At 58.3% G+C, this 19744-nt stretch carries 17 protein-coding genes and 1 other RNA gene; 13 read left to right on the top strand and 5 right to left on the bottom strand.

Going from position 1 to position 19744, the window contains the following annotated elements; translation table 11 throughout:
- Positions 1-75: 75 nt before the first annotated feature.
- Positions 76-1119: a hypothetical protein gene (locus O9H32_RS13325; protein ID WP_269866582.1), complete on the bottom strand. Its 1044-nt coding sequence runs from the start codon at positions 1117-1119 to the stop codon at positions 76-78.
- A gap of 240 nt (positions 1120-1359) precedes the next feature.
- On the opposite strand from O9H32_RS13325, the gene hemG reads away from it, so the two are divergent.
- From hemG to O9H32_RS13300, 5 genes are all read left to right on the top strand, one after another.
- Positions 1360-2763: a protoporphyrinogen oxidase gene (hemG, locus tag O9H32_RS13320; RefSeq protein WP_269866581.1), complete on the top strand. Its 1404-nt coding sequence runs from the start codon at positions 1360-1362 to the stop codon at positions 2761-2763.
- Between the two features lie 180 nt (positions 2764-2943).
- Complete coding sequence (locus O9H32_RS13315) at positions 2944-3513, top strand: DinB family protein (RefSeq protein ID WP_269866580.1); 570 nt, start codon at positions 2944-2946, stop codon at positions 3511-3513.
- Positions 3514-3531: 18 nt separating this feature from the next.
- A complete protein-coding gene (locus O9H32_RS13310; protein ID WP_269866579.1) occupies positions 3532-4905 on the top strand; it encodes a cytochrome P450 in 1374 nt (457 codons plus the stop codon).
- A gap of 96 nt (positions 4906-5001) precedes the next feature.
- Positions 5002-5286 (top strand): ArsR/SmtB family transcription factor, encoded by a 285-nt coding sequence (locus tag O9H32_RS13305; protein WP_269866578.1) that lies wholly within the window; start codon positions 5002-5004, stop codon positions 5284-5286.
- A gap of 203 nt (positions 5287-5489) precedes the next feature.
- Positions 5490-5879, top strand: a complete 390-nt coding sequence (locus O9H32_RS13300) for a tellurite resistance TerB family protein (protein WP_269866577.1) — start codon at positions 5490-5492, stop codon at positions 5877-5879.
- Positions 5880-5996: 117 nt separating this feature from the next.
- Here O9H32_RS13300 and O9H32_RS13295 read toward each other — a convergent pair whose 3' ends face one another.
- The 3 genes from O9H32_RS13295 to ffs form a co-directional block, all read right to left on the bottom strand.
- Positions 5997-6605 (bottom strand): hypothetical protein, encoded by a 609-nt coding sequence (locus O9H32_RS13295; RefSeq protein WP_269866576.1) that lies wholly within the window; start codon positions 6603-6605, stop codon positions 5997-5999.
- Between the two features lie 242 nt (positions 6606-6847).
- The gene (locus O9H32_RS13290; RefSeq protein ID WP_269866575.1) at positions 6848-7873 is read right to left on the bottom strand and encodes a lytic polysaccharide monooxygenase; all 1026 of its coding nucleotides are present in this window, start codon (positions 7871-7873) and stop codon (positions 6848-6850) included.
- Between the two features lie 684 nt (positions 7874-8557).
- Positions 8558-8653, bottom strand: an RNA gene (gene ffs, locus O9H32_RS13285) — signal recognition particle sRNA small type.
- Positions 8654-8836: 183 nt separating this feature from the next.
- Between ffs and O9H32_RS13280 the strand changes: the two genes are divergently transcribed.
- The 8 genes from O9H32_RS13280 to O9H32_RS13245 all read left to right on the top strand — a co-directional run bounded on the left by O9H32_RS13280 (position 8837) and on the right by O9H32_RS13245 (position 18345).
- Complete coding sequence (locus O9H32_RS13280) at positions 8837-9631, top strand: sugar phosphate isomerase/epimerase family protein (protein ID WP_269866574.1); 795 nt, start codon at positions 8837-8839, stop codon at positions 9629-9631.
- The gene (locus O9H32_RS13275) at positions 9628-10758 is read left to right on the top strand and encodes a Gfo/Idh/MocA family protein (RefSeq protein ID WP_269866573.1); all 1131 of its coding nucleotides are present in this window, start codon (positions 9628-9630) and stop codon (positions 10756-10758) included. The genes O9H32_RS13280 and O9H32_RS13275 overlap by 4 nt, the downstream gene beginning before the upstream one ends.
- Before the next feature lie 19 nt (positions 10759-10777).
- The gene (locus O9H32_RS13270) at positions 10778-11995 is read left to right on the top strand and encodes an MFS transporter (protein WP_269866572.1); all 1218 of its coding nucleotides are present in this window, start codon (positions 10778-10780) and stop codon (positions 11993-11995) included.
- Positions 11996-12133: 138 nt separating this feature from the next.
- Positions 12134-13471 carry an ABC transporter substrate-binding protein gene (locus O9H32_RS13265; RefSeq protein ID WP_269866571.1) on the top strand — a complete coding sequence of 446 codons (1338 nt, stop codon included), beginning with the start codon at positions 12134-12136 and terminating at the stop codon, positions 13469-13471.
- A gap of 13 nt (positions 13472-13484) precedes the next feature.
- A complete protein-coding gene (locus tag O9H32_RS13260) occupies positions 13485-14372 on the top strand; it encodes a carbohydrate ABC transporter permease (protein ID WP_269866570.1) in 888 nt (295 codons plus the stop codon).
- Entirely contained in the window at positions 14372-15223 is an 852-nt protein-coding gene (locus O9H32_RS13255) for a carbohydrate ABC transporter permease (RefSeq protein ID WP_269866569.1), read from the top strand. The genes O9H32_RS13260 and O9H32_RS13255 overlap by 1 nt, the downstream gene beginning before the upstream one ends.
- A gap of 66 nt (positions 15224-15289) precedes the next feature.
- Positions 15290-17065, top strand: coding sequence for a cache domain-containing sensor histidine kinase (locus O9H32_RS13250; protein ID WP_269866568.1), 1776 nt, complete (start codon positions 15290-15292; stop codon positions 17063-17065).
- The gene (locus tag O9H32_RS13245; protein WP_269866567.1) at positions 17062-18345 is read left to right on the top strand and encodes a response regulator; all 1284 of its coding nucleotides are present in this window, start codon (positions 17062-17064) and stop codon (positions 18343-18345) included. Before O9H32_RS13250 ends, O9H32_RS13245 begins: the two co-directional genes overlap by 4 nt.
- Positions 18346-18512: 167 nt before the next feature.
- Here O9H32_RS13245 and O9H32_RS13240 read toward each other — a convergent pair whose 3' ends face one another.
- Positions 18513-19616 carry an exosporium leader peptide gene (locus O9H32_RS13240; protein WP_269866566.1) on the bottom strand — a complete coding sequence of 368 codons (1104 nt, stop codon included), beginning with the start codon at positions 19614-19616 and terminating at the stop codon, positions 18513-18515.
- Positions 19617-19744 lie beyond the last annotated feature (128 nt).

The following is a 19744-nucleotide window of genomic DNA, read 5'->3' as shown; positions in this document are numbered from 1 at the left end:
CGGGCGCAGCAGCCTGGAGCCAGAAGAGAAAAGCGGCGCAGCCGGAAGAGAGCATCTCTTCAATAGATGCGCTTCTTAGAAGGAAACCGTCTGTGTTCCTTTTAGGATGGACCAGTATCCGACCGGGTGCAGGGTGTAGGTCGTCCCTTGCTTCATCTGCCCACCCGCGAGAATCTCGAACTGGGCGGAAGCTCCTTGGCGTGTGGTGACTTTATATTGCGCCGTGAGCAGGGTACCGTCGGGAGCGGAGAGCAGCAGGCGCCGGGAAGCGAAGAGCTCGTCCTGCGGATCGCTCGAGAGCGTCACTTCGAGCGTGGCGGCGTTCAAGGCCTTCACGCCCGAGATCTCCAGGGCAGCGATCGTCTTCGCCGTGAAGGACGGAGCCGCAATATCGGCCCAATCGGAGGTTACCGTATACTTGGTGCCGGCTTGGAAGACGGTTCCTTCGGGAAGCCGGAATTTCGGCGCCTGCCGCCTGTCCGTGTTCTGCGTGTACGGGACATAGGTCGCTTTGACCGCCGCTCCGCCTTCGGGCGTCACGAGCACATAACTGTCCCGTAAGGACGAGATCACTTGGTAGGTCCGGCCCGCGTGCTGCATCTGTTCATCGACGGCAAAATCAAGCCCGCCCCGCTTGCCGGCATACGCCTGCACGATATTGGAGTAATCCGTCACTCCGTCCTCCAGCGACGATTCGATCTCCAAGGTATCGTAGCTGACCTGGCTGGCGGAGCGTACTTTGATCTTATACGGGTTGCCTGTGAATTTGACCGGTTCCTGGCCCTTGTAGGTCAAGGAATACAGGGTACCCGGCGCTTGGGTGGTGGTAGGGACGATATAGGTGGCCATGGCCCCGTTCTTCAGTTGGGGCACATTGCGCACGGCCAGCCCGCCGCTGAACTGGAAGTTCTGCTTGGCGGTATCCACGGTAACCTCCGCTGCCGGGATCGGTGCGGAGAACGTGACCTGCAGCGTGATCGGATTGATCGATTCGACCGTTACGATCGAATCGGCCGCATCGCCGCCTGTCGACCGGGCGGCAGCCTCGCCCGCAGTCATCGGCTGTATGGCCAGCAGGGTCACTAGGATGCAGAAGACAAGCCTGGACATATACTTCATGGGTTCCTCCTCAAGTAAGTGAGTCTACGGTAGCTTACCAATTGCAGGGAGGGGTTATTCATGAATTTACCAGAACCCGGAACGCGGAGCGGGTAGCGCGGGGGCTTGCGAATCGGTGGGACTCCAGTGTGTGATCTGTTTCATTTGGAGGAAAGGCCGAACCGTAGTATGCTATAGGTAGTTTACTGCATGCAGTAAGGCTGCCGAACCTAATCTATCCATTCCCAGAGGTGTGTTGCTTTGAGAACAGTTGTTATCATCGGCGGGGGCATTACCGGTCTGTCCGCCGCCTATTATTTGAACCAAATGACCCAAGCCCCGAACGCTGGGGTCCGCATTATCCTGATCGAGTCCGACGAACGGCTCGGCGGCAAAATCCGGACGCTGCAAGACGGCGGCTTCCTTATGGAGACCGGCGCCGATTCCATCGTTACCCGCAAGGAGAATGCGGCAGAGTTCATCGAAGAGCTCGGTCTAGGCGGGGAGGTTGTCTATAACGCCACGGGCAAGTCCTATATTCATGTGGACGGCGAGCTGAAGCAGATTCCCGAAGACACGGTATTCGGGATTCCCTTGAGCCTCGAGTCGCTGGCGAAGAGCACGCTCGTATCGGCCGAAGGCAAAGTCGAGGCGCTCAAAGACTGGTATACCCCGAACGAAACGTTTACGAAGAATGATTCGGTCGGCAGTTTCTTGGAGCATTTTCTAGGCCGGGAGCTTGTGGAGAAACAGATTGCACCGGTTCTCTCCGGCGTGTATTCGGGGAACCTGACGGATCTGACCATCGCCTCCACACTGCCTTATTTGATCGAGTACAAGAACGAATACGGCAGCCTCATCCGGGGCTTGTCCGAGAATAAGATGAAATTCAAGGGAACGGGCAGCAAGAAGTTCATGTCGCTGAAGAATGGCGTCTCCGCCTTGATCGACAGGCTGGAAGAACGGCTCGCAGGGTCCGGAGTTGACATCGTGAAGGGGGTACGGGCGGAGACGATCCGCAGGGACGGGGAACGCTACTTGGTCACCCTGGCGGACGGAGCTGTCCTGGAAGCCCATGACATCGTCCTCAGCACGCTTCATAGCACGGCCCGGCAGCTGCTGCAAGATGAGGCGCTCGACGAGGATTTTGACAAGCTCAAGAACAGCTCCCTGATCAGCGTCTATATGGGCTTCGACATGGCGGACAGCGAGCTCCCGAAGGACGGTACCGGCTTTATCGTCTCGGAGCACAGCGATCTGTCCTGCAATGCATGCACCTGGACCAGCCGCAAATGGGAGCACACGTCTGAGGGAAGGCGCCTGCTCGTCCGGCTGTTCTACAAGAACTCCAAGCCCGTCTACGAGCAGCTCAAGGGAATGACGGACGAAGAGCTGCTGCAGGCAGCTCTCGAGGATATGAGGAAGAGTCTCGGCCTGACCGGACAGCCCGTTACTTGGAATATAACGAAGTGGCAGGAGACGATGCCCAATTATCACATCGGACACCGCGAGATCGTGGAGTCGCTGGAGCGGAAGCTCGCTGAGAGGCATCCGGGCGTCCTGCTCGCCGGATGCTCGTATTATGGCGTCGGTATTCCGGATTGTATCGCGAACGGAGAAGAGGCGGCCCGGAAGCTGGCCGGAGCGCCTGCGGTTTCAAGATAAGCCCATACACGCATCCCGGATCCTGCTTCGTGAGTTGTTTAGCGGAGCGGGATTTTTGTGCATCCGGCACGCAGGCATGCAGTGTGAGCAGATCGTGGACAGAAGCAATCCGTTGAACTGCGGCGGCCCATCGCATAGAATGAGAGTAACGAATCGCAACGAGGCAGCGGAGGAATCAAGATGAACATGAACCGAACCAGGAATAGAATCAGGGAATCGCTGGAGACAGCCTCCCGGGAGCTCGACTTGTGGTGCTTCGAGAGCCCTGAACTGCTGTCTTATCCCCCTCGGAGTGGATGGAGCGCGCTGCAGATCCTGGAGCATGTCTCGCTTACCAACCACTATCTGCTGATCCTCATCCGCAAAGGGACGAAGAAAGCGTTGGAGCGGGCGGCACAAGCCGGCGAACCGGAGAATCGGCCGGAGGATGGGACTCATCTGGATCCTCTTGACGAGATCGCCTCCCACGGCGCCTTCCGTTGGGACTGTCCCGCCCACATGGAGCCGGCGGGCGGGAAGCCGCCCGGGGAGATCCGGGAGGAGCTGAAGAAGCAGTTCGGGGAGTGTGCCGGGCACCTGGAGGAGCTGCGCAGCGGGCAGGGGACGCTGCATCTCACGATGATGTCCGTCGGCAGCCTTGGCCGAATCGACGTCTACCAGTACATGTATTTTCTGTGTCTGCATGCGCAGAGGCATCTCGCACAGCTGGAGCGAGTGAGAAAAGAATATTTGGCGGCCCATTTTGCATAGAAACGGGGAGAGTTGTCCATGACCAAGCCAAGCGCAAGCGTACCCGGGCCGAGGCCCGTCCCTTTGATCGGGAACCTGCTGTCTCTCGGTTCCGAGCCGCACCTCTTTTTTGAACAGTGCGCCGAGAAGTACGGACCTGTGGTCCGGGTGAGAATCGACCCGCACCGCGACACCTATCTGCTGAGCCGCCCCGAGGACATTCAGCAGGTGCTGAACCAGACCCAGCGTACCTTCGCCAAAGGCTACCACCGGGATCCCATCATGCGCAGGGTGCTCGGCAACGGACTCGTGACAAGCGAGGGGAGCTTCTGGCTGCGGCAGCGCCGGCTATCCCAGCCTGCCTTTCATGCGCACCGCATCCGCCATTACGCGGAGGTGATGACCGCCTACGCGGAGCGGATGGTGAAGGGGTGGACCGACGGGGAGACGAGGGACATTCACGCCGACACGATGCAATGCACGATGGAGATCGTGGGCAAGACGCTCTTCGATGTCGATCTGCACGCATCCGAGGGGGAGAGCCGTGCGGTAGGCAGCGCATTGGAAGAGGTGCTGCACGAGTACGTGACCCAGTACACCAGTGTAGTGCGTCATCTGATCGGTCTTCTGCCCGTAGCTCTGCCCGTTCCGGGGGACAAGAGGCTGCAGAAGAGCGTAGAACAGCTCGAGCATATCATCTACAATATCATCGATGGGCGCCGGGAATCGGGTGAGGAGGACCGGGGCGACCTGCTCTCCATGCTGCTGCTCGCTCGGGACGACGACGGAACAGGCATGTCGCGGGAGCAGCTGCGGGACGAAGTCATGACCTTGTTCCTTGCCGGGCATGAGACGACGGCCAACGCCTTGTCGTGGACCTTCTATCTGCTCACACAGGAACCGGAAGCGGAAGTCCGGCTGCTGGAGGAGCTGGACCGGGTCCTCGAAGGCCGGCTGCCTTCGTACGATGACCTTCCCCGGCTGACCTATGCCCATGCGGTCGTCAAGGAGTCGATGAGGCTGTATCCGCCGGTGTGGCTGATCTCCCGTGAGCCGATAGAGGATGTGGAGATCGGAGGGTACCTGCTTCCCGCCGGCTGCGAAGTGGCTGTCAGCCAGTGGGTGATGCACAGGCACCCGGATTATTTCGAGAACCCCGCAGCATTCCGTCCGGAGCGGTGGACCCCGGAATTCGAGAAGAACTTGCCGCCGTACGCCTATTTTCCATTCGGAGCGGGGCCGCGTGTATGTATCGGCAACAATTTTGCCATGATGGAGGCGGTGCTGCTCCTGTCGGCCGTAATGCAGAAGTATCATCTGGAGCGCGCAGAGGGGCATACGGTCAAGCTGGAACCTTCCATTACACTCAGGCCGCTGAGCGGGATTCAGGTCAAAGTGGTGAAGAGAAGCTGATGCCAAGGCTGGCTGGAGGCGTATCGGCCTCCCGAGTTTGAATCCATTATGCAATCGAGGTGCAGGATGAAGCCACCAGGCATGGACCCCAGCGATATGAAGAGCATTACCCGATTTCTTACGGCCCTCGGAGATCCCGTCCGGCTTCAGATCCTTACCGTGCTGGGCAATACGGGCCGCAGCAATGTCGGTGACATCGCCTCCCGGTTCGAGCTCAGCCGGCCGGCCATCTCCCATCATCTGAAGATCCTGAGGGACGCCGGCATCGTCGACTGCCAGAAGGTCGGCCAGGAAGTATATTACTGGCTGGCCCGCGCCAGCGTGGTCGCCAGCTTAAGATCGCTGGCCGATATGACGGAATCGTTCCGCTGCGGAGAATGAGCCCCCGTCTTGGCGGGGTGTGGTTGTGCCCGCGGAGCGGGGGAGGAAGGATGAGGCGGCAACCGATCCCGCCCGCGAACGGCACCGGGAAGGAATTCAGTCCCCGGGGTCGAATGTAAGATTGAGCGATGACAAGAAGTGAGGAATTATAGTCATTCATGTAAACCCAAACAGAGGAGCTGGCCGTGTTGTTTTTGGCATTGTTGCAGACGAAAGAACAGAAAGAAGCCTTCTTGGAACTGGCGCATCTCGTGGCTGGTGCCGACGGCTTCGTGAACCGGAACGAGCAGGGATTTCTGCGAGCCTATCTGGCCGAGATGGATATGAAGGAATCGGAGTATCCCGTGCCGGCAGGGCGGGAGCTGTCCGAGATTGTGGCCGGCGTGACGGATCCGAGAGTCAAGAACATCTTCTTTGCCGAGATTCTGCTGCTCATTTTCTCGGATGGCGACTACAACGACGAGGAGCAAGGGGTCGTCAGAGACCTGCAGCGGATCTTCGGCTTCTCGGATGAAACGTTCCAGCGCTACAAGGACTGGGTCATTCGTATGGATCAGCTGAAGATCGAAGGCGTCAAACTGATTTTGAAGTAAGCTTACAGAGTCCATGCGAATAAGGGGCGGGGTTCCGGTCAGGTCATGGCCTGGGAACCCGCCCCTCATTGGCGATGCCGCATAGGGGCAGCGTAAGGGTGAACCGCCGGTCTCCGCCTAGTCCAGCACGATCAGTTTAACGGCCAAGGCCCAAGGGGCCAAGACCAGCGCCTCCTGCGGCAGTTTCACGGAGGGGAGCGGTTTGTCTCCTGGACTCGCGGCCAGGACGGCTGCGTAGGCTTCTTCCCCGGACTGTACGGTCAATCGGTTCTTCAGCGGAAGGCAGGTGAGGACGGCGCGATCGGGAAAGTGGTCGATCCGTCCTCTAAGCTGCCGTGAAGGTTCTTGGGCTTTCTCGGCGAGAGACGAGCTTGCGAGCAGCTGCTCTCCCCGATAATCCTGCGTCAGATCGAGCAGGGAATAGAGGAACTCGCCGTCGAAGGGCTTGGCCCCTTGGGATTGGATATCGTCCCAACTCATGGAGTAGGGAGTTCTGGAGAGGCTCCCGTTCTCCCACACTTCGTACGCGACGAGCAGGTTTCTTCCTGTCGATACGTGTATATCGATGCTGCCGGCACAGGCTCCGAGCAGTGCCTTATACCGAAGAGCATCGCCTTGGTAAAGTTCGGTCGGAGTCAGATTGAAGCGCGGACCGGCTGCGTCCGGAAGATCGGTACAGCTCGGGCAGAGCGCGAATACGATCGCGAATATAGCGAGTAAGGCCATGCGTTTGCGTAATGCCTGCACAACGATCGACTCCTTCTTGCGCTGCTGGATAAGCGGGTTGACAACCAGTTTTCGAAGCCATGGACCTCTCTCTGCGAAGAAACACGCTTTAGGCTATAGACGAATCAGATCCAGCCAAAGTTTACCCGCAAGCTCGTTTTCACCGTTTGCCTATTGCGTTCTACGCAAACAGACGGCCTTCTGTCCGAAGACAGAGGCCGTCTGTTTGTTGTATCCGAAACTTACGGGATCAGTTTCCAAACGCTGCTCGCCGCGCTTGGCGTTTCGCCTTGCGTCCACCATTTGGCTTCGTAGTTCGCACCGTTGTAGGAAACTTTGCTGCCGCCTGTGTAAGCGGTTGCTGCGTTCCATGCAGGGTAAGAAGTGCTGGCTCCGCCACTTGTTTTCACTGCGAGCGGGGAAGATTGGGACGACTTGCCCGCGGAAGCTACGGCTACTACGGAGTACGTGTAAGTCGTGCCGGCGGTCAGGCCGGAATCCGTGTAGGAAGCGGAAGCGGAAGTGCCCACCAGCGATCCGTTGCGGTAGACTTCATAGCTGCTGGCACCCGTTACGCCGGACCAGGTCAAGGACACACTGGTTTCGGTCTTGGCCGGGGAGGCCAGGTTCGTCGGAGCGGAGATCGTCGTGCCCCCACCGCCGCCGCCGAAGTTTACATCGATGACGTTATAGAAGGCATTGGCCGTGTCAGCTACTTCCCACACGGCAAGAATGACATGATAGCCGGTTTTTGCAGGAACGTTGCATGTATCCGAATAAGTGAAAGGAGGCTGTTTGCCGCCGTATGGTACGGAGCAGAACGGCGTCAGGTTGAACGAATCGCGGGTAAGGGCCGCATTTTGGTTCCAGCCGTCCTTGGTGATGTAATACTTCCAGCTTGCCGTAGCGTGCGCTGCGGACAGTTTCCATGTGAACGTGTTCGTGCCCGGGCTGATGTTTACCTTGGACCAGCGGCTGGACGATTGCTCGTCAAGCTTAGGGAAAACCCCGCCTGCGCTGGCAAGCTTGCCGTCTGCAGGACCGGCTGCCGGGAAGCCCTTAGGCGCTTCCAAGCTTTGAGGTTCATAGACTACGGCGCCGCAATCCGTGTTGGATCCGGATTTACAGAGGGCTGCACGGCCGTTCTCAACATAACCGTGAGCGGAAGCGCTGTCAGCGAAGAGCACGGAAGATACGCCGACCAGTGCCATCATGCCGCCAGCAGCGGCCAGCGTTTTGAGTGTTTTGCCTTTTGTACGAAGTGTCATATGATTGTTCCTCCTCGAAAATATAGATAATATTGGAAAATTAAGCATTAAAAAAGCGGTTACATTTTAAATTTTGATCGGTTACGAAATACCTCCCTTCAAGCATTTGCTTCGGGGCAGCAAGGCCGGGTGGCATTCGAAAATAGGATGAGCACCTCCTCTGGAAGAGATCTGCTATATAAACCCGTGAAGGGCTATATACCCAAAATAAAGAGAATAATAGATGGTGATCAGGTGAAGATGGTTATTGGACTAGAAGGGGACGAGAGCATGAAAAAAATTCTGCTGAGTTTGAATATTCAGGAAATATCCGTGCTCTTGCCTAGTATCATACATATTTTCATCGAATTTCACAATAGCTTTCATCAAATAAAAATTATTTTCATGTAACGGTGAAAATTTGTAGAATTGCGATGATGAAAGCGGGTTCATGTGCTCATATATAAAAAATAAGTAAGAATGGATCAGGATATGAAAATGAGCTTCGCAGGGGACTAGGCGATTTTTTGGAGGCGGTGAACAGGGAGCTGCATGCCAAAAAGCAGCATGACCGTAAAGGAGCCGCTGCTTACCGTAGGATGGTTGTGCCCCTCTTTACCGAGACGGACAGGGACCGGACAGACTCTTTTTATGAGGGTATACCGCATGCGTGGTGAACAATTGTTTTTATACCGTTGGATAATTATTTTTAAGCAAAAAGAGGCACAACGTCCCGTTCTTAGCGCTGCTTCCTTCCGGACCTGACGCGATTCGAACGTTTCGCTTGCCTCGTTATGTTATTGTACCCCATAGCGCTTCTGCAGGATAGCGGCAACTCTTGGAACCGCAGGGCCGAACCGCCAACCAGTGATTTTTACCCCCTCATCGAAGAAATGAACACCTCCCGCCCTGGCCCGCTGCCGGGATATAATCAAAGCACAAATGCTTCGGTACACGAAACAAGTAAGGGGAGGCGGGATGACCATGAAGATCTCGATCGGAGGTTATTCGTTCAACAACTTGTACATGGCGGGCCAGATCGACATCTTCGGCTATCTGGAGGCGGTGAAATTCAGATACAGGCTCAGTACGGCCGATCTCTGGAACGGCTTGTTCGCCGACCGGAGCGGGCCGCTGCTGAAACTGGCCGATGAGAGTTACATCCGCAAAATTAGGGAAGCCTTGGAGGAGAAGGAATTGACGGTCGTCAATCTGGCCGTGGACGGCGCGCACCTATGGGACCCTGATCCCGATCTGCGCCGGCGGCTTCACGAGAATGCGCTCGAGCATCTCCGCGCCGCTGAGATTCTAGGCGCCCGGAGCGTGCGGATCGACACGGGAGGCGCCTATACGAGCGGCGAGAAGATGAGCGGGGAGCAGTTCGACTTCGTCGTCAAGGGATACAGGGCGCTGGCCGAACGCGCGGCAGCCGGCGGATACAAGATCGGGCCGGAGAACCATATGGGCGCTTCGCTCGATCCTAACGAGATGAAGCGCCTGGCCGAGGCTGTCGATCATCCGTCCTACGGCATTCTGCTCCATATGGGCCGCTGGAAGGCGGATCCGGAGCAAGGAGACGCCCTCACCGCACGGTGGGCGTACCATACGCACTTCGATGCGGAGACAGCGAGGGATCCGCAGGCTTCATCGAAGGTAAGGCTGCTCCAGGACGCCGGTTATGATGGCTATTGGGGTGTGGAATATAACGCCAAGGCCCATACGCACATCGAGCTGGAGTGGGCTGTGGCCAGCGTAAAACGGGCGGTGGCCAGGGCATGAGCAGGGAGATAAGGATCGGCCTCATCGGCACCGGCCAGATCGGCATGATGCATCTCGCCCAGTATGCGTCGATCCCCGGCGCCCAGGTAGTTGCTGTCTGCGATATCAACGCGGGCGAGGTGGAGCGGATCGGCCAGATGCACGGCATCGCCCACCGCTATACGGATTACCGCCAGCTGCTCGGGCGGGATGATCTCGATGCCGTCGACGTCTGCCTGCATAATCATCTGCATGCGCAGGTGACGATCGATGCTCTGAGGGCAGGCAAGCATGTCTACTGCGAGAAGCCTATCGCCGGCACCTATGCGGACGGGAAGGCGATGTGCGAAGCGGCGGAAGCGTCCGGCCGGATGCTGCACATCCAGCTGGGAACGCTCTACCGCAAGGAGACGAAGGCGGCGATGACGCTGATCGACGGCGGCATGCTCGGCCGCTTATACCATGCGCGCTCGAACGGTTTCCGGCGGCGCAACCGGCCCTATGTGGACGGCTACGGCACGCCGCACTTCACCCGCAAGGCAACGGCTGCGGGGGGCGCTCTGATGGACATGGGCGTATACCACATCGCTCAGATGCTCTACCTGCTCGGCAATCCGGAGGTGCGGAGCATCTCGGGCAAGATCTACCAGGAGACGGAGATGCTGGAGGAGCGGAGGGAGCGGAGCGGCTTTGATGTGGAAGAGCTCGCGGCCGGCTTCGTCAAGTTCGAGGGGGGCCTCACCTTGGATCTTCTCGAATCCTGGGCCGTGCACTCGGGCGGCTTCGAAGGAAGCAGCATCTTCGGTTCGAAGGGCGGGATTCGGCTGCCAGCCGAGATATCGCCCGGCGTGACGCAGCCGTTCAGCTTCCACAGCACCGTATGCGACATGGACATGGACTCTACGGTGGATCTGGACTTAATGGACCTGCGGTGGCACCGGATCCGCAAGAATGAAGACGCTTACGATTCCTCGCAGCATCACTGGATCGCGGCCTTGCAGGGAAGGGTAGCGCTCCTGCCGACGGCGGAGATCGCCCTGCAGACCCAGCTGATCAGCGAAGCCCTCTACCGGTCCGACCGGCAGGGAGGCGAAGTCACCGCGGTGGAGACCGTGGAGAACTCCATTCGTACCCCGGCTGGAGCTTGAAGGAAGGGGGCTGCAGGCGATGCCGAACCATAACCGGGAATCCAGGCAGCGCGCCCATCTTGCGATCAAAGCGTTTAACTTCTTCGTGTACGGCGCCATTGCGGTGTATACCTCTTATTTTCCCTTATACCTGCTGTCCCAAGGCATGTCTAAGATGGAGATCGGCGCCTTGATCGCCGGCGGTCCGTTCATCTCCATCTTCGCGAATCCGTTCTGGGGATATTGGAGCGACCGGCTGCAGCAGGTGAAGCGTATTCTGCTGGTCATGCTGGCCGGCAATCTGGCGGTCATGCAGCTCGTGTTCGCATCAAGAGAATACCTGTGGATCTACGGGTTCATGCTCCTGTTCTTCTTCTTTCAGATGCCGCTCTTCTCGCAGAGCAATGCCTTGATTCTGAACAGCATCGAGGGAACGCGCCACAAGTTCGGCGCCTTCCGGCTGTGGGGCTCGCTCGGCTGGGGGCTGCTCGCGGCAGCGGGAGGGCCCCTGATCGGCATGCTCGGTATCGGCCGGCTGTGGATCGTCTACAGCGCACTGCTGTCGGTCGCCATCATATTCGCCCTCTCGCTGCCGAAGGGGGACACCGGGCAGAAGGCTTCCTTCTCGAACCAAGGGTATCGGGGGCTGTTCCGGAACCGGCCGTTCCTGATGCTGATGGGCATCGGCGTCCTGGTCTCCATACCGAATTCCATGAATGCGGCGTTCATCCCGATCTACATCTCCGAGCTCGGAGGAGACGCGTCTCTCATCGGCTTATCGGCCTTCCTGTCGTCGATCTTCGAGATCCCGGTCTTCCTGCTGCTCGACCGTTATCTGAAGAAGGATGCGGTCACGATGGTTACCGGCCTGATCTTGGTCAGCCTGCTCTTCGCGCTGCGCTGGCTGCTGATGTCCGCGGCCGGTCATCCGTACCAGCTGCTCGCAGTCCAAACGCTGAATTCGCTGACCTTCGGCGGCTATTATTACATCGGCACGCAGCTCACGGCGAGTCTGGTGCCGGCGGCTTACCGCTCTTCGGGCCAAGCTGCCTATGCGCTGACCTGGGGCGGGCTGTCCGGCATCGCCGCCGGGCTCTTCGGCGGCTGGCTGTTCCAGGAGCAGGGGCCGGCCGTCATGTACGGCACCGGGATGTGGATGTCGCTGGCCGGTGCCGCCGGATTCCTGCTCATGCTGCAGCGGGTCAGACGCACGCAGCCTTCTGCGGACAGGGATCGGGATTCTTCGGCCCAGATGTAGTGCGCTTGCGCTTCACGCCTGCTTTTACATACCGCCCGCATACCTTATCTCATTACCGGATCTCATTATCTTATCTTGCCCTTATCTTGCCCAGATCTTGCCGTAACTACCAATCCATATCCACTTAGGAGGCTGCCTATGAATAAGAAAACCGCCGCACTCTGCTCGGCCGTCACGCTGACATCCTCACTGGTTCTATCCGCCTGCGGAGGCGGAACAGCCCCTACGGGCAATGCTCCCCTACCTGATACGAAGGGAGGCGAACCTGCGAAGGAGTTCCAGGTTTCCTTCCGCCACACGCTCATCAAGGATAATAACAAGAAGCGGCTGGCCATGTTCATGGATATACTCAAAGAAGTCGAAGGCGGTGTCCCCGGCCTGAAATTCGTGCCGGAGGGGGTCGACAGTACCGTCAACCGGCAGACGAAGCTCAAGGCAGAATTCGCCTCCGGCAACCCGCCGAAGATCTACGAGGTGTTCGGCGGCAGCGATACGAGGAACTTCGTTAAGACAGGCAACATGCTCGACATCACTCCGATCCTCACGGAGCTGGGGCTGAAGGACAAGTTCCTCGACCTCTCGGAATTCACGGTCGACGGGAAGATCTACGGGCTGCCGATGGCGGGGTCCATTCAGGGTTTCTTCTATAATAAGAAGATATTCGCCGATCTCGGTGCAGACGTGCCGAAGAGCTGGGACGAGTTCCTCGTGGTCTGCGAGAAAGCCAAGGCGAAGGGCATTACGCCGCTCGCGGTCGGTGCGATCGACGCCTGGACGCTGAACATGATCCCGAATACGCTGATGGTGCGCCTGGCGGGTCCCGGCGTCGTGCCGGGGTTCGTCTCGGGGCAGACGAAATGGAACGATCCCGAAGTCGTCAAGGCGTTCGAGATGGTCGAGGACATGGCGAAGAAGGGCTATTACACGAATAATGCGCTGGGGCTCAAATATTCGGAAGGCCAGGCGAAGTTCGCCGGCGGCGAAGCGGCGATGACCTTCGACGGCAGCTGGGCGAACAGCACATATGCGGATCCGAACAAATCCAAGATCACGGAGCACCTCGGCTTCTTCAACCTTCCGAATCTCGGGGGCAAGGGCGACAACACGATCAACGGCTCGTTCTCCAACGGAATCGGCTTCTCGGCGAAGGCGGATGCGAACGAACTCCAGGCGATCAAGGAATTCATCAAAGTCTTCTTCAGCGAGAAGTACCAGAAGCGCCAGCTCATCGAGGAAGGATACTTCCCGTCCATGAAGCTGACGGACCTGACGGGCGTGAAGCCGATCATCGCGGAGATGAACAAGACGACCGAAGGACTGACGACGTTCCCGGCGTTCGACGCCATCGTCCAGCCCAAGGTGAAGAGCGATCTGGAGGCGGGGATGCAGCAGGTGTTCAGCGGCAAGACGACGATGAAAGAGATGCTGGATAAGCTGCAGAAATCCCAGGAAGCCGAAAATCGGAAGAGCAAGTAAGAGAGGCGGTCCTATGCACAAAACGCTGAATAAACCGCTGGCCTATGCGTTCTTCATCGTGCCGACGCTGCTCCTCTATGCGGTATTCTATATCGTCCCGCTGTCATCCATCTTGCGTTACGGGTTCACGGAGTGGGACGGCCTCACGACGCCCGTGTTCAACGGTCTCGATAACTTCACCAGAGCCTTCCAGGACGAAGCTTTCCTGGGGGCCCTGGCCAACAATCTCGTCTTCACCGGCTTCGCGGTCTTCATCCAGATCCCGCTCATCATCCTGCTGGCTGTACTGATCTCGGAGGTGCGGCGCGGGCAGAGCTTCTACAAGACGACGTTCTTCCTGCCGAGCATCCTGTCGACCCCGGTCACGGGCGTCCTCTGGTCGTTCGTCGTGTTCCACCCCGACATCGGCGTACTGAATTATGCGCTGCGTGCTGCGGGACTTGACCACTTGGCGGTCGCCTGGCTCGCGGAAGAGAAGACCGCGCTCCTGTCGATCTTAATTACGAATGCCTGGCACGGAGTCGGCTTCTACGTGGTCCTGGTGCTCGCAGCGATCTACGGCATCGCCCAAGAGATCTACGAGGCGGCGGAGCTCGACGGCACAAGCCGGATACAGCGGGCTTGGCATATTACCGTGCCGCTCATCCGCCCGATCATCTCGGTTATCGTCCTCCTCTCGATAGCCGGGTCCCTGAAGACGCTCGATATCGTCATGGTCATGACGAACGGCGGTCCCGCCGGCCTCACGGAAGTCATGGCTACCTATATGTATAAAGTAGGCTTTCAGTTCATGGAAGCAGGCTATGCCAATACCCTGGGCATACTCATCTTCCTGTTCATTGTGATCCTGACGCTGATCAGCGGGGTCGTTACCAACAAATTGAAGGATGTGGAAGGCTGATGTCGAGTAACAACCGGGTCGGCGGCCTCCTGATCCACGGCATCCTGATCCTGTATGTGCTGCTTACGCTGTACCCGCTCTGGTGGGCGTTCCAGAATTCGTTCAAGCGGCATGTGGATATTATCACTTCACCCTTCGCGCTGATTCAAGGCTTCACGATAGGCAATTATATCGATGCGTGGCACAGCTCCAAGGTCAGCGTGTTCTTCTTCAACAGCCTGCTCGTCAGTATGGCCGCCAGCTTCTTCACCGTACTGCTGTCGGCGATGACGGCGTATGCCTTGACCCGGCTGCCGTTCCGGCGGATGAATGCGGTCATCAGCGCCGGTCTGCTGCTTGCGATCATGGTACCGGGAGCCACGCTGCTCGTTCCGCTCTACACGTTCATCCGCAACTTTCAGGAGATATTCGGGTTCCCGATCTATGATACGTACCTGTCGCTGATTCTGCCCTACATCACCTTCGGCCTGTCGATGTCGGTAGTGATCATCCGTGCCTTCATGGCTTCTCTGCCCAAGGAGCTCGAAGAGGCGGGGGTGACGGACGGACTGCAGGTATACGGCCTGTTCTTCCGGGTCATTCTGCCTCTGTGCATACCTGCCCTGGTCACGGTCTTCATCATCTCCTATCTCGGGAACTGGAACGAATTCATCATGGCGAATCTGCTGCTCTCCAAAGAAAGTCTGCGCACGCTCGCCGTGGGCACCGCCGCCTTCAAGGATACCTTGAACACGAACTACGGGGGGCTCTATGCCGCCACCATGTACAGTGTCATTCCGGTCGTGGTCCTCTACGTCTTCCTGCAGGATCAGATCATATCCGGCCTTACCTCGGGCAGCGTGAAAGGGTAATCTTCCCGGAAGGAGGGGAACCAGGTTAGCATTCGAAAAAAAGGGTTCATCGGTTTTCTGATTTTCATGGTCATCCCGATCCTGGCGGTCGGCACCGTCGTCTCGATCCTGTTCCAGCAGGCGGTCCAGAAGAAGTATGCCGAACAGTCGAAGCTGGTTATCTCCTCCATGGCCCGCAACATCGCCACAGTCTTCAAGGAAGCCACCTATTATTCGGATAACTGGATGCTGTCGCCGTCGGTGCAGAACTTCCTGAATGCGCCGGAGACCGGGCAGGATTCGCAGGGAGTCTACACGATTCTGAACCAAACGTTCCTGACCTATGCCCCGCTGGACACGGTAGCCTTGTACACCTTGGACGGGAAAGCGTACAGCCGCACGAAGCTCGAATTCAACCCTGTTCCGTTCCCGCTGCTAGAGTCTCATTCCTTGTTCGGGAAGGTGGTCCGGGGGAGCGGGTTGTCTACGTGGATCGGTCCGCACGAAGCGCCCGAGCTGACGGGGGACAACTCTTATTTCACCCAGATCCGCACGGTGGCGGACCTGATCCGTCTCGAGCGGATCGGATACGTGTATCTTCAATACAACTTCGGCGAGCTCGACGATATCTTCGGCTTTTATTCCAATGTAGAAGATTCCAGTGTAGAAGATTCCAGCGAAGTAGAGAAGAACACGCACTATATGCTCGTCAACCGGCAGGGCACGATCTTGTATGACAATCTGAAGGTCTACGGGGGCGGCAGCCTCTTCGAGTATACCCGGACGCCGGTCGATCTGGGGCAGGTCTATTCCAGCGAAAAAATGTTCTTCGGCGGGTCTTGGAGCATCGTCACCGTACAGCCGCTGCCCATGAAGGACCTCGGCATCGAAGACTGGACGCTCGTCTCCGTCACGCCTTCCGACTACGTCGTGAGCGATACCGGCCGCATGATCCGCTGGTCGGGCATGATTGTGTCGGGTATCCTGTTCTCGGCGTTCTTCTTCCATATGCTGTTCATCCGGCGGTACTCGCAGTTTATTCTGCGCTTCGTGGGTGTCATGAAAGAAGTGGAACGGGGCAATCTGGAAGCCCGCATCTACTCGGAGATCCGGGACGAGACGACCGTGCTCACCCGGGGCTTCAACTCTCTGGTGAAACGGGTGGCGGAGCTCATCGACGAAGTGAAGCTGGAGCAGGCCCGCAAGAACAAAGCCGAGCTGCTGCTGCTTCAGGCGCAGATCAAACCGCATTTTCTCTTCAACACGCTGGAATCGATCAACGCCTTAGCGGTAAAGAACCGGGGCGATCTCGTCTCCCAGCTCGTATACCGGCTCGGCACGATCCTCCGCATCTCCTTCCGGGAGGGGGAAGAAATCTCGGTCGGTACCGAGATCGGCTATCTGCGGCACTATATTGAGATTCAGAAGATCCGGTTCGGGAAACGGTTCGAGTACGAGCTGGAGATGCCGGGTGGGCTGGCGGATTACTCTATCCTGAAATTCACGCTGCAGCCCTTGGTCGAGAACAGTATCCAACACGGATTCGACGATATCGATCATCAGGGACTGGTGCGGATCCGTGCCGAGGATACGGGGGAGGCGATCTCCCTCTGGGTGGAGGATAATGGGTCCGGCATTCCGCCTGAGGTGCTGGAGCGGATCTCCCGCAGGAGAGGCGGAAGCTCCCTGCGGGAGATCCGGGAGCCCGGCGCTTCCGAGGGGGGCCTGGGCCTTAGGAATGTTGCCGACCGGCTGTGCATTCACTACGGTCCCCGCTATGGGATGTGGATCTGCAGCGCTCCGGGCGCCGGCACACGCATCCGGTGTGTAATTCCCAAACAAAAGTTAGGTGATGCGAAGTGATCCTTCGGGCTTTACTAGCTGACGACGAACCCTTGATCGTCGAGACGCTGCGAACCGTGATTCCATGGGCTTCTTACGGCATCGATGTGGTCGGGGAAGCGGAGAACGGCGCTATGGCGCTCGGGATGGTCAAAGAACTGCTGCCCGATCTCGTGTTGTGCGACATCCGCATGCCGAAGATGGACGGGCTGGCCTTCCTCGAGCAGACGAGCCTGCTGCCGTACGACTGCCATGTGATCATGCTCACGGGCTTCCAGGAATTCGACTATGCCCGCAAGGCGCTGCAGTTCGGCGCCAAGGACTTCATCTTGAAGCCGATTCATTACGAAGAACTGAAGGGCATCATCGCGCGGATGGCGGACGAGATCCGGCAGACCAAGCGGGAGAAGCAGAAGGAGCTGGAGCAGTGGAAGCACTTCAAGCATGCCGCCTACGAGAAGTATCTGCATGATGTGCTCATGGACTACACGAAGGTACCGCCCCAGCTGTTCCACGGGGGGGAGCCTGCGGAAGCGGCGCTGGAGTTCGCCTTCCTTCTCGTGCATTTGGACGATCATGACGCCCTTGCGGGGACATGGACGGGGAGCGAGCGGAAGCTGTATTATTTTGCCGTCCGCAATGTGCTGGAGGTGGCGCTGCTGCCATATGGGCTGGATTACTGCGTCGTCCAATCCAGGGAAGGGGAATGGTGCGTGCTCATCCAGGGGGATTCGCCCGCGACGTGGTCCGAAGAAGCGGGACGACGCTGGTCCGCCGTGCTGATCGAAGCGGTGCGCAGCCATGTGCGCTTGACTGTCAGCGTCAGCATATGCCCCTGCATGGTGGCGATTGAAGAACTGTCCGGGATCTTGAAGCAGCTGCAGCGCCGGCTTCAAGTGACCGAAGGGACAGGGCAGACGGTAGCGCTGTACCCGGAGGGGGGCAGCCGCCGGTCGGCGAAGCAGCTCGTGCTCTCCGCCCAAGAGTACATTGCGGACCATCTCGGCAGCGACCTCGGACTCGACGAAGTGGCAAGGCGCCTCGGCATGAGCGGCAGCCACTTCAGCGTGCTGTTCAAGCAGCAGACCGGCGAGACGTTCCTGGAGCATGTCACGCGGCTGCGGATCGAGCGGGCCAAGCTCCTGTTGTCCGCCAGCGGCCACAGCATCATGAAGATCTCGCAGATGGTCGGCTACGGCGACCGCCGTTACTTCAACAAGGTGTTCTGCCGGCTCGAAGGCATGAGTCCTTCGGGTTACCGTCAGGCCTGTGGGAGGGCGCCCGGTGACAGCGGGCTGTAACCCGGAACGAGTAGACTCTATCATGCAGAGACGGTAAGACGATAACGACAGGACCAGCTATATAACGGCAAGAGCAGCCCATCCTTGGAAGGAATGGACTGCTCTTTGCCGTTCGTGCTGGAGTCAGAGCTGTATTTTGAAATTTCGAATCAAGGTAAGTTTCCGAACTAAGGGAGAATTCCTATGCCGTTAAACGCCGCAGCAAGGCGGTCCAGCGCTTCCTGTACGGTAGTAGGAGGGGGAAGGGTCCAGCCCGCCGGATTCCCGGGCGTATAGGCCACGCCGAAGGCATCGTTCACACGGATGAGGGAGGTGCTCCCACCGGTCAAGGTGACGCGCGAAGCGATCGGGATGGAGTCTGAGGTGGCCCGCACCCTTGTGGCTACGCCGGTCACTCCGTTCACAATCAGCCTTCCGGAGTTCGGGAATGGGGTGAAAATATTCTCGGTAATGGCGAAACTCGTAATATTGAGCGGATCAATCGGAATATGGCCGGGCTGCACGTTGATCACAATATTGCCGTTAATGCCCCCGCCGACCAGATTCACCTGAGTGTCCGTCGTGGCCTGCGAGTTGATCACGATATTCCCGGCGGGAACGAAGGACGAGAAGAGGAACATATTGATCCCGTTCTGCGTATAGCCGGAGGAAAGCTGGGAGTCGCGGATATTCACCTGGTTCACGGACGTGGTCAGGGCGGTGAAGGTAGGTGAAGGGGTCAGATTGACGCTGACGAAAAAGAGCTTGCCGCTGAAGCTGCTCACGCTGGCGAAGTTGAACGTAAGCGGGGCGGTGAGCAGCGTCAAGTCGACAAAGCCGGAGCGGTTATCGTTGACAAAGCCCGTTTCGAACCAGGAAGGGTCGTTAATATCGAACGGGATGGCCAGTCTCGTCAGCAGGGTGCTGGCCCCGATGAGCTGTACGTTAGCCTTCAGGTGAACGAGCGGTTCCGTATAAGTGCCGGGACCGATCGAGATCGCATAGCGCTTGACCGGTGAGGCATCCGTAATGGAAGCCATGGCTGCGGTAACCGTCAAGAATGGGAAACATTCGGAGCCGTCTGCCACAGCGTCATTGCCGGCTTTGTTCACGTAGACGATGGCGGTAGCCGTCGGCGGCGGTTCCACACACCCGGGTCCCGCCGGGCCTGTCGGACCTGCCGGGCCTGCTGGACCTGCTGGACCTGCTGGACCTGTCGGACCTGCCGGACCTGCCGGACCCGCTGGCCCCGGAGGCCCCGGTGGACCGGGCGGATGGGGGAATCTTCCCATGAGATCATCTCCTTTTATGGTATTACATCATCATATTACTGCTCTTCCAAGACGAACCTAGCTAGGGCCCACCAGCCGCAAAAGAGGCGGACAACACATCAAGAGGCAATGGAAGATATTCGCCCTAT

This window comes from Paenibacillus caseinilyticus, assembly GCF_027533645.1.
In the GTDB taxonomy this organism is placed as follows: Bacteria; Bacillota; Bacilli; order Paenibacillales; family NBRC-103111; genus Paenibacillus_G; species Paenibacillus_G caseinilyticus.
Note: the sequence above shows the minus strand (reverse complement) of the source record. Positions and strands in the feature narration are given on the sequence as shown.

Coding starts and splice junctions, on each gene's coding strand:
- O9H32_RS13325 (WP_269866582.1), bottom strand. CDS start 1,119: ATGAAGTATATGTCCAGGCTTGTCTTCTGCATCCTAGTGACCCTGCTG.
- O9H32_RS13315 (WP_269866580.1), top strand. CDS start 2,944: ATGAACATGAACCGAACCAGGAATAGAATCAGGGAATCGCTGGAGACA.
- O9H32_RS13310 (WP_269866579.1), top strand. CDS start 3,532: ATGACCAAGCCAAGCGCAAGCGTACCCGGGCCGAGGCCCGTCCCTTTG.
- O9H32_RS13305 (WP_269866578.1), top strand. CDS start 5,002: ATGAAGAGCATTACCCGATTTCTTACGGCCCTCGGAGATCCCGTCCGG.
- O9H32_RS13295 (WP_269866576.1), bottom strand. CDS start 6,605: ATGGCCTTACTCGCTATATTCGCGATCGTATTCGCGCTCTGCCCGAGC.
- O9H32_RS13290 (WP_269866575.1), bottom strand. CDS start 7,873: ATGACACTTCGTACAAAAGGCAAAACACTCAAAACGCTGGCCGCTGCT.
- O9H32_RS13280 (WP_269866574.1), top strand. CDS start 8,837: ATGAAGATCTCGATCGGAGGTTATTCGTTCAACAACTTGTACATGGCG.
- O9H32_RS13275 (WP_269866573.1), top strand. CDS start 9,628: ATGAGCAGGGAGATAAGGATCGGCCTCATCGGCACCGGCCAGATCGGC.
- O9H32_RS13270 (WP_269866572.1), top strand. CDS start 10,778: ATGCCGAACCATAACCGGGAATCCAGGCAGCGCGCCCATCTTGCGATC.
- O9H32_RS13265 (WP_269866571.1), top strand. CDS start 12,134: ATGAATAAGAAAACCGCCGCACTCTGCTCGGCCGTCACGCTGACATCC.
- O9H32_RS13260 (WP_269866570.1), top strand. CDS start 13,485: ATGCACAAAACGCTGAATAAACCGCTGGCCTATGCGTTCTTCATCGTG.
- O9H32_RS13255 (WP_269866569.1), top strand. CDS start 14,372: ATGTCGAGTAACAACCGGGTCGGCGGCCTCCTGATCCACGGCATCCTG.
- O9H32_RS13250 (WP_269866568.1), top strand. CDS start 15,290: ATGGTCATCCCGATCCTGGCGGTCGGCACCGTCGTCTCGATCCTGTTC.
- O9H32_RS13240 (WP_269866566.1), bottom strand. CDS start 19,616: ATGGGAAGATTCCCCCATCCGCCCGGTCCACCGGGGCCTCCGGGGCCA.